We start from the raw sequence: 13,894 nt of genomic DNA on the forward strand, positions 1-13,894 counted from the left end.
GGCGAGGCGGGGCCGGTGCCCGGACGGTTTGGCGAAACGCGCGTCAAATCCCCGGGGCTGCGTGAAAGGCGGTTCTCCTCCGGTTCGTGAAAGCGGGCCGGGCGTGCCGGGTAGCCACACCACGGGCGGTTCACCCCGCCGGACGGCTTTGCCGTCCATGGGTCCAGGGCTAAACCCCGCCTCATTGAAAGGCCTGGCGGATAAGCGGCCAGGCTGGGGCATTGGAGGCTTTTTCCTTCACAAGAGGCAAAAGCGTAGAAGAACCTGAGAAGCGCGGCAAAAGACACTGAACGGGGCACGGCGTGTGTCAATTTACTACTTTACTCTGAGGCATACGTTGTGCCCCGGCCACCTGCTCTTTGAAAACCCACGGCGACTTGTTCGCGCGTGGCTATGGGACGTTGGGGGTGCGGCAAACGCTGAACCGCCCCCTCCCCCTTGTGGGGAGGGTTGGGGAGGGGCAAGGCCGCAAAACGGCAGGCGGGAGTGACCCACCGCGCACGCCACAGTCCATTGCATATGCCGCAGGTCCCCCCACCCCGGAGCTTCGCTCCGACCCTCCCCCTCAAGGGGAGGGTGAAGAACCCCCTCCCGGCCCGTTGGCTCAGCCTCACCCCTTGATATACCACCCCCACGGCTCGTCGCTGTTGAAGCGGGTGATCTGCTTGGTTTCCAGATAGTTCGAAAGCCCCCAGCGCCCCAGTTCGCGGCCGATGCCGGATTGTTTGTAGCCGCCCCAGGGGGCTTCCACGAAGGTCGGCTGCGAGCAGTTGACCCAGACGATTCCGGCCCGGAAAGCCTCGGCGACGCGTTCGGCGCGGATCACGTCCTTCGACATCACGGCGGCAGCCAGGCCGAAGCGGCTGTCATTGGCCATGCGGATCGCATCGTCCTCGTCCTTGAAGGGCTTGACGCAGACGACCGGGCCGAAAATCTCTTCCTTCCAGATATAGCTGTCCTCGCTCATGCCGGTCAGCACCGTCGGCTCGAGAAAATAGCCATTGTCGAGACCGGCCGGCCGGCCGCCGCCATAGGCAACCGTCGCGCCGTCGATGCGGGCGCGGTCGATGGCGGCGGTGATCTTGTCATGCTGGCCCTTGGAGACGATCGGGCCGAGCAGTGTGCCATCCTCCATGCCGTTGCCGATCCTGATCTTGGCCGCTTCCTCGCAGAGCCGCGAAACGATGGCGTCGTAGATGCCGGCCTCGACCAGCACGCGCGAGGTGGCCGAACAGACCTGCCCCTGGTTCCAGAAGATGCCGAACATGATCCACTCGACGGCTTTTTCGATGTCGCTGTCGGCAAAGATGACGAAGGGCGATTTGCCGCCGAGTTCGAGGCTGACATTCTTGATGTCCTGGGCGCCGGCCATCATCACCTTGCGGCCGGTGGCGACCGAGCCGGTGAAGGCGAGCTTGTCGACCAGCGGATGCTCGGTCAGCGGTTCGCCGGCCTGCAGCCCGGTGCCGGTGACGATATTGAGCACGCCGGCCGGAAGGCCGACTTCCTGCGCGATGACGCCGAGTTCAAGCGCGGTGAGCGGCGTCAGTTCGGATGGCTTCAGCACCATGGTGCAGCCGGCGGCAAGCGCCGGTGCGACTTTCCAGGACACCATCAGCAGCGGATAGTTCCACGGCGTGATCGCGCCCACGACGCCGAGCGGCTCGCGGACCACCCGTGAGGAAAAGCGCGGCTCGCTGAGCGGAATGGTTTCTTCCGGATGGTGATCGAGTTCTTCGGCAAGGCCCGCGTAAAAGTTGAAGCAGCCGGCGACATCGTCGATGTCCCAGAGCGCTTCGGGCAGGGGCTTGCCATTGTCGGCGACTTCGAGTTTCGCCAGAAACTCGCGTTTCTCGGTGATCTTCGTGGCGATGGCACGCAGATAGACGGCGCGCTCGGTGCCGGTCAGGCGCGGCCACGGGCCGGAATCGAAGGCATAGCGGGCGGCTTTGACGGCCGTGTCGATATCGCCGCTGGTGCCGGCCGGAGCCTTGTGGATGACCTCTTCGGTGGCCGGATCGATCACATCCATCGTGCCGCCCTTTTCGGGCCGTACCCATTCGCCGTCGATATAAAGCCTGTCCTGCATGGTCGCCGTCCTTCTTCAGATCAGGTCGAGAATCGCCTTGGCAGCCACCGTCACGCCGGCGGCCTCCTTCATGGCATGTGCATTGGTTGCAAGTGTATCGTGCAGGGCGGGATTGTCGAGCAGGCCGGTGATCGAGGCTGCAAGCTCGCCGTCGCTCCAGCGATAGCGGTCAAGCGCGCGGCCGACACCGGCATCTTGCGCTCGGCGGGCATTGTCGTGCCCGTCCCAGCAGAACGGCATGACCAGCGACGGTACGCCGAAATAGAGCGCCTCGCAAAAACTGTTATTGCCGCCGTGGTGGATGAAAAGGCTCGATTGCTCGACGATGGAGGGCTGCGGAAACCAGCTTTCGAGGAAGACGTTGTCGGGAATGCGGCTGTATTCGTCGCGCCATGGTCCGACATTGACGATGAAGCGATAGGGCAGGGTTTCGAAGACGCCGATCATCCGCTTGATCATCGACACATCCATCGCCCCGAGGCTGCCGAAGCTCGCCAGCACCAGCGGTGCATCCTGATGCGAGGCGAAATGCGGCAGCGTATAGGGCGCTTCCTGCCGGATGCAGCCGTCGAGATAGACGAACTTTTGCGGATCGAGCGGGTTTTCGCGCTCGAACCGGACGGCCTTGGGCGACAGGAGCAGATTGAGGAAAGGCGAGTTTTCCAGGAATTGGCTTAGCGGCAGCGGGGTCAGGCCGCATTCGGCGAGGAAGGCATTCATGCGTTTGTGGGCCGGCGCTACGGCCTTGGCATAGGCGTGCGAAAACGCCGCCCATTCCGGGCCGGGCTCACCGCCGCATCCCGACAGGTAGGGCGGCACCCGCGGATCGGGCAATTCCGTCTCGGCGCAGGAGACGACCCGCACCCAGGGCACGCCGGCATTGGCGATCGCCGGAAACATCACGACATTGTCGAGCACGATGGCCGATGGTTTCAACTGCGCCAGAAGCTGGCGAAGCGGTTCTTCCGCCGCGATTGCCGTATCGACGATCGCCTCCCAGGTCGGCGCGACATAGCTTTTCACCTGCTCCAGCGGGGTTTGCCGAAAGGCGTCCTGATGCCGGTTGATGAAATCGGTCCAGTCGGTCTGGCTGTCACTGCCCGCCGGCTGCAGCTGATATTCGGGAAATCCGTATTCGCTGAAGACGCCGCGAAAGCCGGGATGACAGATGAACACCGGGCGGGCACCCAGCCGGCGCAGCTCCTGGGCGATGCCGACGCAATTGAGGGCGGCGCCGTAGCTGGCTTCCGGAAAAAAGGCGATCACCTTGGGCTGGGTCATGCATGCACCGACTGTCTATCCCACGATCTTGAAGACGGGCGGAACGCCGCGCCCGGCAAGGCGTGGCCGCTGGGAATGGGAAAGCTGGATATGCACGCGCATCAGGTCGGCCGCAAGCTCCAGCTGGCCGCGCTCGATCTGCTCCAGCATCTGGATATGTTCCATGTTGGACTGCATCAGCCGGAAGGCATTGACATGCACCGGCGGCTGGCTCGAGCGGCGGCGGCGATGATGGCTCGACAGAGCCTCCGACATGAAGGGGTTGCCGCAGCTTCTGGCGATCAGCATGTGGAAATCGAAATCGGTGCGCTCGAACAGCTTCTGGTCGAAGCTGCTTTCCGTCATCGAGCGCAGGATTTCCATCGATTGCCTGAGCGAGGTGATCGCCGCAATGTCGCGGCGGAAGCCGGGCATGGTCAATGCCAGGGGTTCGCAGGAGAGGCGGTATTCGAAACTCTTGGCAACCGCATCGCCGCTGATGGCGAACTGCTTGATCAGCCATTGCTGACCGGCCGCACGTTCGGCCAGATTGTCCTCGGCCAGTCGCGTCAACGCATTTTGTACCGCGTTGCGCGATGCCGCGTAACGCCGCTGCAGGCTGGCGACGGTCTGGGAATCGCTGATGCGCCCGGCCGAGACGTCGCGCAGGATGGCATTGTAAAGCTCGGTCTCTTCGGCCGGCTGCGCGGTGTCTTCGATGCCGGGGAAGGATGCCGGATCGATGGCAAGCAGATAACCGCCCTCGGCCTCCGCCGTAACGATCGATTTTTCGGCGAGAAACTGCAGCGCCTTGCGGATCGGGGTACGGGAAACGTTGCAGCGGGAGGCCAGCGCCTGTTCGGGAAGCCGTTCGCCCCGGCTCATGCCGCGTTCGGTCGCGATGTCGAGTATTTTTTGCGCCAGTTCGACATGGCGATGATTGACCTTTTTCGCCTCTGCGTCCATCGCCCTTGACCTTGTTCCGTCTGCAATCGAACGCATGCTGCCTCTTCCTCAAGGGGCTTGCAAGGGGATTTATGAATTTTTCGCGGGCGATGCGATTTCGTATTGACGTATTTTTTTTATAAATAATACTGCCTGCCGAAGCGAGACATAGACCGGATAACCGGCGCGGCGCTTCGGGAACAGAGGTTGAGCCCCTGGAGCAGGCCCGCGCATCGTCGCGACACTCTCCGGGACGATGGATTTGCGCAAGCGGCGATCACCAGGGCATCCTGGTATCGGGGGTTGCGCCAGCAACGGGAGATGTCCTTGAAAACGTCAGTGAAACTGCGCCTGGCCGGACTTGCGGTCACAGCCACGGTTCTTTCCTCCGGTTCCGCATTGTCGGCCGATCTGGTGATCTCCAACTGGGCCGGATACATGGCGCCCGATATTGCCGATAGCTTCAAGGCGGCGACAGGCCTGACGATCGAGGTGGTCAACCACGCCACCAACGAAGAGATCATGGGCAAGCTGATGGCGGGCCAGGGCAAGGGCTATGACGTCGTGTTCGTCTCTTCTCCCTTCGCGCATATTCTCAACGGTCAGGGCCTGCTTGAGCCGCTCGGTGTCGAAAAAGTGCCGAACCTGAAGAACCTCTACCCGCAGGCAACCAAGCTCGCCTTCGATCCGGGCAATACCTATGCGGTTCCCTATGCCTGGGGCACCACCGGTCTTTGCTATCGCTCCGATCTCGTCGAAGGCACGCCGGACAGCTGGTCCTATCTGCTCAATCCGCCGGAAGCGCTGAAAGGCAAGGTCACCATGCTCTCCACCGACCGCTGGTTGATGGCGGCGGGTCTGCTCTACAAGGGATACTCGGTCAACGAGAAGGACCCGGCCAAGATCGAAGAGGCGAAGAATGCGCTGATCGAAGCCAAGAAGACGCTGCTCGCCTATGACGACACGACGTTCTATTCGAAACTGGTCTCCGGCGAGGCATCCCTGGTGCAGGCCTGGGACGGCTGGTGCAATTATGGCATCGCCGAAAACGACAAGATCAAATTCGTCGTGCCGAAGGAAGGCTCGGATCTCTGGATCGACACCATGGTGGTGATGAAGAATTCCGAGCACAAGGAAGCGGCGATGAAGTTCCTCGACTTCATTCTCGAGGCCAAGAACCATGCTTGGGCCGCCTCCAATATTTTCTATGAAGTGCCCAACAAGCCGGCCATGGAAAGCCTCGATCCGGAACTGATCAAGAAGTATCCGACCATGGGCGTCTCGCCCGATACGCTGGTCAAATACGAGGAACTGCAGGACCTCGGTGAGGCCCAGCGTGCCTATTCGCGCGCGGTAAGCGAGATCAAGGCGGCGAATTGAGCCGTCTTTCCTTCTCCCCGCGAGCGGGGAGAAGGTGCCCGAAGGGCGGATGAGGGGCTGTTTCGAATCTTTGAAGAAAGCCCCTCACCCCAGCCCTCTCCCCGCATGCGGGGAGAGGGGGTAGCTAAACCCGGAGTCCTTTTCTTGTCCTCGCAGACGGTTCGTTCCAATCTCATGGCTCTGCCCGCCGTCGCCTGGCTCGGCCTGTTCATGGTCGTGCCGTGCCTGATCATCTTTGCCTACGCCTTTCTGACACGCGGACTTTACGGTGGCATCGAATACACGCTGACGGCCGAGAATTTTGAGCGGGTCATTGATCCGCTCTATGCGAAGATCTTCCTGACCTCGGTGCGCATCGCCGGCATAGCGACGCTGCTGGCGATCCTGATCGCCTATCCCGCCGCCTATGCCATCTGCCTTGCGCCGAAACGGACCCAACCGCTGCTGCTGTTCTTCGCCGTTCTGCCGTTCTGGAGCAATTACCTGATCCGCACCTATGCGTGGATCGTGCTGCTCAACCGCGAGGGGCTGATCAACAATCTGTTGCGCTGGTTCGGCTACGAGGGCGAACCGCTGGCGCTGCTCTACAGCGAAGGCGCCGTCATCACCGGCCTCGTCTACAATTACCTGCCCTTCGTGATCCTCGCCATCTATTCCAGCCTGTCGCGGCTGAACGGCGAGCTGGTAGAGGCTTCGCGCGATCTCGGGGCAGGGCGGGTGCGGACATTCTTCCGTGTCACCCTGCCGCTGACCATGCCGGGCGTCGCTGCCGGCGGTGTGTTCGTCTTCGTGTTGTCGATCGGCAATTTCGTTACCCCGGCGCTGCTCGGCGGCGGCCGGTTCCAGATGATCGGCAATCTTGTCTACGATCAGTTCCTGACCGCCAACGACTGGCCGTTCGGCGCAGCACTCGGCATGGTGCTGATCGCCATCATGATCGGGCTGCTGCTGTTGCAAGCCCGCGCCTCCTCCCGCTTCAGCGGCGAAAGACAGGAGGCATCCAATGGCTGACGTTCTGCGCACCAGGCTGACCGGACGAGCCATCCTCGTTCTCGTCTTCGGCTTCCTCTATCTGCCGATCGCGGTCCTCGTGCTTCTGTCGTTCAACGCCAGTGGTCTGCCGACGACATGGTCCGGCTTCTCGCTGCGCTGGTATGCGTCGCTCGCAGGGAATAGCGATATCCTGCATGCCGCATGGAATACTTTGGTCGTCGCCATCTTCGCGACGTTGATCGCGACCGTTCTCGGAACGATGCTGGCGATCGGCATGGAAACGCGCAAGCGCAAGAGCACTGCGCTGGAGGCGCTGGCCTTCGCGCCGATGGTCATTCCCGACATCGTGCTCGCGGTGGCTCTGCTCACCCTGTTCTCGCGGCTGAACGTGACCATGGGCCTCCCGACGATCGTCGTCAGCCATGTGATCTTCGATCTGGCTTTCGTCTGCTCGGTGGTGCGGGCTCGGTTGAAGAATTTCGATTTCTCCATCCTCGAAGCCTCGCGCGATCTTGGCGCCTCGTCCTTTACGACCTTCTGGCGGATCACCTTCCCGGTTCTCCTGCCGGCCATCATCGCCGGTGCGCTGCTGGCCTTCACCCTGTCGGTCGATGAATTCATCATCGCCTTCTTCACCTCCGGTGCCGGCCGCTCCTCGATCACCCTGCCGATGCAGATCTATTCGATGATCCGTTTCGGCGTCACGCCGGAAATCAATGCTCTCGCCACCATCGTCATGGGCGTCAGCGCCGCCGCACTGCTTCTTTCGCAATGGCTGAACAAAGAACAGATGACCCGATGAACACTCCTTTCAAAGCCCCGGTTCTGGCGGTCGATCACGTCGTCAAGCGCTTCGGCAAGACGGTTGCCGTCAACGGCCTGTCGCTCGATATCCGCGAGAACGAGTTCTTCGCGCTGCTCGGGCCCTCCGGCTGCGGCAAGACGACCTTGTTGCGGATGATCGCCGGTTTCGAAGTGCCGGACGAGGGACGCATCCGGCTTGCAGGCGCCGATATCACCGAACAGGCGCCGGAAAAGCGGCCGCTGAATCTGATGTTCCAGTCCTACGCCCTGTTTCCGCATATGACGGTGCGGCAGAATCTGGCTTATGGCCTCGAAATGGAGCGGCTCGGCAGGCATGAGATTTCGGCGCGCGTCGACGAGATGCTGAAGACGACGGACCTGCAGGCGCTGGCCGGGCGCAAGCCGGCCGAGCTGTCCGGCGGCCAGAAACAGCGCGTGGCGCTGGCCCGAGCCCTGATCAAGCGGCCGAAAGTGCTTCTGCTCGACGAACCGCTGGGCGCTCTCGACAAGAAGCTGCGCGAAAAGATGCAGCTCGAGTTGAAACGGCTGCAGCATGAGGTCGGCATCACCTTCATCATCGTGACGCACGATCAGGAGGAGGCGCTGGTCATGGCCGACCGCGTCGCGGTGCTGAAGGATGGCGGCATCCTGCAATGCGGTACACCGGAAGAGGTCTACGAGCGGCCGGCCAACCGCTTCGTCGCGGGCTTCATCGGCGTGATGAATTTCATCGACGGTGAGATTTCTGCCGATGGGCTGTTTCGCGCCGGCGGTGAAACGCTGGCCTGCGATCCCGGCGGGTTGCAGCGCGATCAGAAGGCGGTGCTGGCCGTGCGTCCCGAAAACATTGCGCTGAAACCGGCAGGCACCGGTATTTCCGGCACGGTCGTCGATGTCGCCTATCACGGCCTCGACCGGCAGATTTACGTCAAAACCGCATTGTCCTCAGCACCACTTCAGGTCCGCGTCGCGGCGACGGGACCCGGCGCGGCCTCTACGCAGATCGGGGCGGCGGTGTCGCTCGCATTTGATGCCGCGACCTGCCGCCTTTTCCAGGACTAAAAACAAGAGGGAACTCATGTCCAAGACGATTGCATTCTTTCCCGAAGCGGCCTTCGGCCCGGCGTTGAATTCCGTCGGTATTGCCCAGGCCGTGGAAGCGCTTGGTCACAAGGCCATCTTCCTGTCCGATCCGGGCTTCGTCGATGTCTACAAGGGCTATGGTTTCGAGGCCTATCCGGTCAACCTGTCGGCGCCGATGCCGCCGGAGCAGATGGCGAAGTTCTGGGAGGATTTCATCAATGGCCATATCCCGAACTTCCGCAAAAGCCCTTACGACCAGATCGACAACTATGTCCGCGATTGCTGGGAAGCGATCGTCGACAGCGCCAAGTGGGCTGAAAAGGATCTGCCGGGTGTGCTGGCCCGGATCAAGCCCGACCTGATCTGCGTCGACAATGTCATCCTGTTTCCGGCGATCAAGCAGTTCGGAAAACCCTGGGTCCGCATCATATCCTGCTCGGAAAACGAGATCGAGGACGAGAAAATCCCGCCGCACCTGTCCGGTTGCCGCCAGGACGATCTCGCTGGCCACGCCGCCTACCGCGACAAATTCAATACGGTCATCAAGCCGATCCATGACGATTTCAACGCCTTCCTCGCCTCGACCGGGGAGGAAGCCTATCCGATCGGCCAGTTCTTCGAGGCCTCTCCCTTCATGAATCTCCTGCTTTATCCTGAATCGGTGAAGTTCGACCGAGAACATCCACTCGATCCCAAGCAGTTCCAGTATCTCGAAGGCTGCGTGCGCAAGGAAAAGCCATACGAAGTCCCGGCCTTTGCCGAGAACAATGACAAGCCTCTGCTCTATATATCCTTCGGCAGCCTCGGCGCCGGCGATACCGACCTGTTGAAACGCCTGATCGTGACCATCGGCAAGCTACCCTATCGCGCGCTGGTCAATGTCGGTGACTATAAGGAGCAATATACCGACCTGCCCGGCAATATTATTGTCGAAAGCTGGTTTCCGCAGCCGTCCGTCATTCCGCAGATCGATGCGGCCATCCATCACGGCGGCAACAACTCGTTCACCGAGTGCCTCTATTTCGGCAAGCCGGCCATCATCATGCCCTATGTCTGGGACGGTCACGACAATGCGACACGCGTCGACGAAACCGGCCATGGCTTCAAGATGCCGCGCTATGACTGGACCGATGAGGAGCTGGCGGCCAAGCTCGACGCCTGCGTCAGCGACCCCGCGATGAAGGCGAAGCTGGCGGCCACCAGCGCCCATATGCAGTCGCAGAATGGTCCGCAGAAGGCTGCCGCCATTCTCGACCAGCTGGCGATGACGGGGACGTTCGATGGCTGAACCCTCCTCGGCACCCCACATCTACAACGCCACGACCACCGACGATCTCGTTGACTGGGGTCTGCAGCCCGACAGCGTCGAAGGCCAATCGAAATCGACCGGCCGTCTCGTGCACAAGGGGCCGAACAACCAGCCGGAATCCGGCATCTGGGTCTGCACGCCCGGCCGCTGGCGGCTGTCGATCCCGCGCGACGAATTCTGCCATTTCGTCGCCGGCCGCGCCGTTTACCGCTCGGATGAGGGCGAGGTGATCGCGGTCGAGGCGGGGACCGTGGTGATGTTCCCGGGTGGCTGGACCGGCGAGTGCCACGTGATCGAGACCATGCGCAACATCTACATGCTGGTCTGACGGGACAAGACTTGGAAATACTGCGGCGATCCATGCGCGTTTCTGAGAAAACCGCTGGCGCTGCCGGATGAGAAAAAACGAAAGGAAACATTCCATGACGATGACGCCGCTGATGCGCAAGCCGCTCGACGAGACGGACCTGAAGGACTGGGGCATCATTCCGACCATGATCGAGGGTGAATCCAAGGTCTCCGGCAAGCTGATCCACAAGGGGCCGGATGGCCAGTCCGAATGCGGGCTGTGGATCTGCACGCCCGGGACATGGGACTGCCATGTGACGCGCGATGAATTCTGCCACTTCCTCGAGGGCCGAAGCACCTATGTGCACGAGAATGGCGAGGTCATCGAGATCGTGCCGGATACGGCCGCCTTCTTCCCGCAGGACTGGAAGGGTGTGTGCACCGTGCATGAGACGATCAAGAAGGTTTACATGATCCGCTGAGGTGGCTGGGGCTACCCTCCGGAGGGGCGCCCCTCATCCGCCCTGTCGGGCACCTTCTCCCCGTCATGACGGGGAGAAGGGACAAATGGCAACCTCCGTCATCCCCTCTCCCCGCCTGCGGGGAGAGGGCTAGGGTGAGGGGCCTCTCACCACATGCTCAAAGTCTCCGATAGGAAAACCGATGTTCAATCCAGCCGACCCCGTCTTCTACCGGCACCCGGTCTATGTTCCTGCCAAGGGCGAGCGGCACACGGTAATCAATCCGGCGACACTGGGCGCCGAGGGTACGTTCGCCGACACGACAGTCGCGGAGCTGGATTCCGTGCTGCTCGCAGCCAAAACAGCGCAATCCGCATGGAAGCGTCTTGACGCCAAGAGCCGAGCCACCATCCTGCACAGGATCGCCAACAGGATCGAAGCAACCGACATGCGGGTCTGTGCCGAGCTGATGTCGCGCGAGATGGGCAAGCCCTATCCGGAAGCGATCGGCGAGGTCGCCAACTGCGCCGGCGCCTTCCGCTACTTCGCCGAAATGGCCCGCGACGAGGCGGGCAAGGTGGCCGGCACGACGCAGGCCGGTTCGTTCCAGTATGCGCGATACGAAGCGCTCGGCACCAGCGTCCACATCATGCCGTTCAATTTCCCGATTCTGCTGATGTGCTGGACGGTGGCGGCTTCGCTTGCGTCGGGCAATGCCTGCATCATCAAGCCGGCATTGGCAACGACGCTCTGCACGCTCGAATTCATGCAGGTGTTCGAGGCTCTGCCCGAGGGCCTGATCGCCTGCGTGCCGGGCGGTGCCGAGGTCGGGCAATATCTGATTGCCTCGCCGCTGACCCATGCCGTCGCCTTTACCGGTTCGGTTGCCGCCGGGAAAGCCGTTGCCGCATCGGCGGCGGGCCAGATGAAGCCGGCCGTGATCGAGGCGGGCGGCAGCGATCCGATGATCATCACCGCGCATGCGCCGCTCGACATCGCCGCCGCCGGTGCGGTCACTGCCGCCTTTCACATGTCCGGCCAAGTCTGCACCTCGGCCGAGCGCTTCTTCGTGGTCGACAGCGTCCATGACGCCTTTATCGAGAAATTTGCAACGGAGACGAAGCGGCTGCGCGTGGGCAATGGCCTGACAAAAGCCGAGATCGGCCCGCTGGTCAGTGAGGCAGCGCGGGCAAAAGTCATCCGGCTGGTCGAGGATGCCAAAGCCAAGGGCGCAACCGTTGTCCTTGGCGGCAGAATTCCCGAGAGCGAGCCGGTCGGCTGGTTCTACGAGCCGACGATTCTCACCGGCTGCACCCCCGACATGGCGATCCTGCAGGAGGAATGTTTCGGCCCGGTCGCCGCCATCGCCCGTGTCGCCGATTTTAACGAGGCGATCGAACGGGCGAACGACAGCCCCTTCGGTCTCGGTGCCTCGGTCTTCACCACGAGCCTTGAGGAAGCGATGGAGGCGACTGATCGGCTGGAATCCGGCATGGTCTGGGTCAACAATCCGATGATCGACAATGATGCATTGCCGTTCGGCGGCTGGAAGGCGTCGGGCATGGGCCGTGAACTCGGCCGCCAGGGACTGGACGCCTTCCGCCGCTCCAAGATGGTCATCATCGACCACAAGCCGGTTATCCACGAGTGGTGGTACCCCTATCCCGACAGCTGGTTTTACGAGGAGGGCGGGCGCAAGCACGTCTGAGAATTCCCTTCTCCCCAGTGGGGAGAAGGTGGCGCAAAGCGCCGGATGAGGGGGCTTCGCTCTCTGAAGACATTGATGCCCGCCGGGCAAGAATTCGAAAAGGACGCCTAGCTCATGAAAATCTCCATCCTTGGTGGCGCCGGCCTGATGGGCGCTGGTATCGTCCGCGATCTCGTCTCCGACCGGACCATCGTCGACATCACCTCGATCCGTATCTGCGATACATCGCGCGAGCGCATGGAAAGCCTCGCCGCCGATCTCGGCGATCCGCGGCTGGAATTGTTCGACCTCGACGTCACCGATCCCGCCCGTCTGGCGAAGGCGATTTCGGGCGCCGATCTCTGCATCAACTGCGTGCCGACCCTGCTCGGCTTCCAGATGACGATCTTCGAGGCGTCCCTGTCGGCAAAAGTTGCCTATATGGATCTCGGCGGTCTCGGCACCTTCACCGTCAAGCAGATCGCCGAACACGCGCGCTTCAAGGCGGCGGGTGTCACCGCCGTTGTTGGCGTCGGTGCCGATCCCGGCATGTCCAACGTCATCTGCCGCGCGGTCGCCGACGAACTCGATACGATCGAGAAGATCAACCTCTACTGGGCAGCCGAACTGACCGGCGATGAGAACCCGATCCTGATGCCGCCCTATAGCGTCTCGACGGTGCTGGCCGAATATGCACACCCGAGCACCCAGTTCTTCGATGGAAAACATGTCGAATGCGCGCCGATGACGGGCAGGGAGGTGATCGACCTGCCAGAGCCATGGGGACGCTGCGAATTCATGTATTCGCCTCACTCCGAGCAGCTGACGGTGCCGCTCGCCGACGGCATCCGTGACAAGGGGATCCGGGAGTTCACCTGGAAGCTGCATCTGCCGCATCGCGAGCACGAGGCCTGGGTCGGTCTGGTGAAGGCCGGGTTTGGCGATTTCAACGATCCGGTCGAGATCGGCGGCGTGTCGGTGAAGCCGCTCGATGTGCTCAATGCCGTCATCCAGCGCAACATCGCCCGCAATCCGCACCGTATTCCGCAGCAGGAAAGTTCCGAGATCCATTTCGCCATTGGCCGTGGCCTGAAGGACGGAAAGCCGGTCGAGGTCCGCTATGAGGTTATCGTCACGCCGGACGAGATGTATGCGCCCTATGTGGATGCGGGCACATCGATGAGCGCCTCGATCGCCGCCCAGCTGGTTTTGAAGAACCCGAAACGCCCCGGCGTCTGGGCGCCGGAGGAGTACTTTACCGCGGCCGATTTCTTCCCTGAACTGGAGAAGCGCAGGTTCAAGGTGAGCCATAGCGTGAAGGCGCTTTAGGCGCCTTCATCGGCCCAAACGGTCCCGCTCGAATTTTGACCATTTGGGAAAGATTTTGTTTCTGGAATTTGTTGATTGTTGTGCGGCTTCGGTGTGTTTTCCGGGTGAATTTGAAATACACTAGTAATAACAGTCGCTTATAAGAAACTTCATTTTTCTTGAAACTCTGTGTTGACTTGTTTCGGGTGTGTCGCCTATAAACCGCTCACCAACGAGGGCGGCGGCGCTGCTGGCGACCGACGAACTCGCTCTGAAGTTTCTTATGA

General features: G+C 61.7%; 12 protein-coding genes. 9 read left to right on the forward strand and 3 right to left on the reverse strand.

Going from position 1 to position 13,894, the window contains the following annotated elements:
• Positions 1-610: 610 nt before the first annotated feature.
• From ADU59_RS29280 to ADU59_RS29290, 3 genes are read right to left on the reverse strand one after another with little or no spacing between them, the layout of a single operon-like run.
• Positions 611-2,089, reverse strand: a complete 1,479-nt coding sequence (locus ADU59_RS29280; RefSeq protein ID WP_068959374.1) for an aldehyde dehydrogenase family protein — start codon at positions 2,087-2,089, stop codon at positions 611-613.
• Positions 2,090-2,104: 15 nt separating this feature from the next.
• A complete protein-coding gene (locus ADU59_RS29285; protein ID WP_068959376.1) occupies positions 2,105-3,370 on the reverse strand; it encodes a nucleotide disphospho-sugar-binding domain-containing protein in 1,266 nt (421 codons plus the stop codon).
• A gap of 15 nt (positions 3,371-3,385) precedes the next feature.
• On the reverse strand, positions 3,386-4,351 hold the full coding sequence (locus tag ADU59_RS29290; RefSeq protein WP_083198480.1) for a GntR family transcriptional regulator: 966 nt from the start codon (positions 4,349-4,351) through the stop codon (positions 3,386-3,388).
• Positions 4,352-4,621: 270 nt separating this feature from the next.
• Between ADU59_RS29290 and ADU59_RS29295 the strand changes: the two genes are divergently transcribed.
• The 9 genes from ADU59_RS29295 (at position 4,622) to ADU59_RS29335 (ending at position 13,628) form a co-directional block, all read left to right on the forward strand.
• Positions 4,622-5,674, forward strand: coding sequence for a polyamine ABC transporter substrate-binding protein (locus ADU59_RS29295; RefSeq protein ID WP_244506547.1), 1,053 nt, complete (start codon positions 4,622-4,624; stop codon positions 5,672-5,674).
• A gap of 174 nt (positions 5,675-5,848) precedes the next feature.
• Positions 5,849-6,685, forward strand: coding sequence for an ABC transporter permease (locus tag ADU59_RS29300; RefSeq protein ID WP_068959393.1), 837 nt, complete (start codon positions 5,849-5,851; stop codon positions 6,683-6,685).
• Entirely contained in the window at positions 6,678-7,469 is a 792-nt protein-coding gene (locus ADU59_RS29305) for an ABC transporter permease (protein WP_068959381.1), read from the forward strand. Before ADU59_RS29300 ends, ADU59_RS29305 begins: the two co-directional genes overlap by 8 nt.
• A complete protein-coding gene (locus tag ADU59_RS29310) occupies positions 7,466-8,533 on the forward strand; it encodes an ABC transporter ATP-binding protein (RefSeq protein ID WP_068959383.1) in 1,068 nt (355 codons plus the stop codon). The genes ADU59_RS29305 and ADU59_RS29310 overlap by 4 nt, the downstream gene beginning before the upstream one ends.
• A gap of 16 nt (positions 8,534-8,549) precedes the next feature.
• Positions 8,550-9,842 (forward strand): nucleotide disphospho-sugar-binding domain-containing protein, encoded by a 1,293-nt coding sequence (locus ADU59_RS29315; RefSeq protein WP_068959385.1) that lies wholly within the window; start codon positions 8,550-8,552, stop codon positions 9,840-9,842.
• Entirely contained in the window at positions 9,835-10,191 is a 357-nt protein-coding gene (locus ADU59_RS29320; protein WP_068959386.1) for a cupin domain-containing protein, read from the forward strand. Before ADU59_RS29315 ends, ADU59_RS29320 begins: the two co-directional genes overlap by 8 nt.
• A 94-nt stretch (positions 10,192-10,285) precedes the next feature.
• Positions 10,286-10,633, forward strand: coding sequence for a cupin domain-containing protein (locus tag ADU59_RS29325; RefSeq protein ID WP_068959388.1), 348 nt, complete (start codon positions 10,286-10,288; stop codon positions 10,631-10,633).
• Between the two features lie 181 nt (positions 10,634-10,814).
• Entirely contained in the window at positions 10,815-12,320 is a 1,506-nt protein-coding gene (locus ADU59_RS29330) for an aldehyde dehydrogenase family protein (protein WP_068959390.1), read from the forward strand.
• 114 nt (positions 12,321-12,434) lie between these two features.
• The gene (locus ADU59_RS29335) at positions 12,435-13,628 is read left to right on the forward strand and encodes a saccharopine dehydrogenase family protein (RefSeq protein WP_068959391.1); all 1,194 of its coding nucleotides are present in this window, start codon (positions 12,435-12,437) and stop codon (positions 13,626-13,628) included.
• Positions 13,629-13,894 lie beyond the last annotated feature (266 nt).

The organism is Pararhizobium polonicum, from assembly GCF_001687365.1.
Classification (GTDB): Bacteria; Pseudomonadota; Alphaproteobacteria; order Rhizobiales; family Rhizobiaceae; genus Pararhizobium; species Pararhizobium polonicum.